The sequence below is a fragment of the Streptomyces sp. NPDC057474 genome (assembly GCF_042802555.1).
GTDB lineage: Bacteria > Actinomycetota > Actinomycetes > Streptomycetales > Streptomycetaceae > Streptomyces.
Map to the genome: position 1 here is coordinate 1 of NZ_JBHVDX010000485.1, position 1,713 is coordinate 1,713.

The window sequence follows — 1,713 nt, forward strand, 5'->3', positions numbered from 1 at the left end:
GCCTACGGCCCTCTCGGGCCGAAAAGCACGGGGCGCAGCCCCGGCTTTTCAAGGGCGCGGGGAACTGCGCGACCAGCCCCCACCGGGCCCGCGGTCGCCGACGAACCGAAACCCCCCGAACGCCCGGCGCACACGCATCCCCGCCATGCCCCCGTGCGAGGCCACACGCTCCTTCCCCGGACCCGGCCCCCACCTTCACTCTCGTGCCGAACTCAGGTATTTCAGAAGGGTGTTGGGGGCATACAACCTCCGCAGCCGCGCGACCTCGGGAGGGGCACGTGCTTGAGTCGGTGCACCAGTCGGCGTACCCGGCGGACACGGAGAACGTGGACGTCATCGTCGTAGGAGCCGGTGTGGCCGGCCTCGCTGCGGCCGGACATCTGACCAGGGCGGGGCTGAGGGCCACCGTCCTGGAGGCCGCACCCGCCGTCGGCGGCCGGATGTCCACCGAGAAGATCGACGGCTTCCGCCTCGACCGGACGACGCAGTTGCTCTCCACGTCGTACCCGGAACTGCGCCGCACGCCGGGCCTGGACACCCTGCCCCTGCGGCCGTTCGCCCCCGGTGTCCTGCTGCACGCCGACGGCCGTCATCAGCGCGCCGGCGCCACCCCTGTCCTGCGGAGCGCGAGGGGCGCACTCACGGCCGCGCGCGCCCTCGCAAGCGCCCCCAGGCTCCCCCGGAACCAGGGCCGTCCCCAAGTCCGTTCCACGGGCACCAGGGCCGGCCGGCTGGGCGCACCCGCCGACCAGTCCCGGCTGGCCATGGCCCTGGCCCGGCTCGCCGCGACCGCGCCCGAGCGGCTCCTCACCCGGGCGGAGGTCCCGGCCGCCCAGGCGCTGGCGACCCGGGGTTTCCCGCCCCGGACGATCGACGGTTTCGTACGCCCCCTGCTGGCCGCGCTGCTCGCCGACCCGGCTCTGGGGACCTCCAGCCGCTGCGCCGACCTGGCCCTGCACACCTTCGCGACGGGCCGGCTGTGCATCCCGGAGGGCGGCGCCGACACCCTGCCGGAACTCCTCGCGGCCGCGCTGCCACCGGGCTCGGTCCGTACGGGAGTCCAGGTCACCGGGGTCAGCACTACCTCGGTCACGACGGCGCACCACGGTGAACTCACCTGCCGTGCGGTGGTGCTGGCCACCGACGCCCGGTCCGCCGCCGAACTGCTGCCGGGGCTGCGCGTGCCGGACTTCCACCCGGTGACGGTCCTGCACCACGCCACGGACGAGCCCCCGTTGACCGAACCGGCGCTGCTCCTGGACGCCGACCGCAGCGGGCCCGTCTCGCACACGGCGGTCATCAGCCAGGTCGACCCGAGCCGGGCACCGGCGGGCCGCGCCCTGATCACCTCCACGGTCCTCGGCACGCCCCCGGATCCCGCGCACCTCGACGCCACGGTCCGCGCCCAACTGGCCCGCCTCTACCGCACGTCCACGGCCCGGTGGGAACTCCTCGCCGCGCACCACGTCCCCGAGGCCGTCCCCGCGATGCCCGCGCCGCACGACCTGCGCCGCCCGGTACGCCTCCTGGCCGGCCTCTACGTCTGCGGCGACCACCGCGACACCAGCACCGTCCAGGGCGCCCTCCACTCCGCCCGCCGAGCCGCCGGTTCCCGGGGCCGGAGCGGAAGCGCGGCCGGCGGGCGCGTCCGCCCACCCCCCGTCCTCGCCCGCGTCGCCCTTCTCCCCGTCCGGCGGCGACTTCCCCGGGGCC

1 protein-coding gene is annotated in these 1,713 nt (G+C 75.9%); it reads left to right on the forward strand.

All coding sequences use genetic code 11. The features are described from left to right. Nucleotides 1-278: 278 nt before the first annotated feature. On the forward strand, nucleotides 279-1,713 hold a 1,435-nt coding region (locus tag ACFU53_RS47940), incomplete at its 3' end, for an NAD(P)/FAD-dependent oxidoreductase (RefSeq protein WP_384006968.1).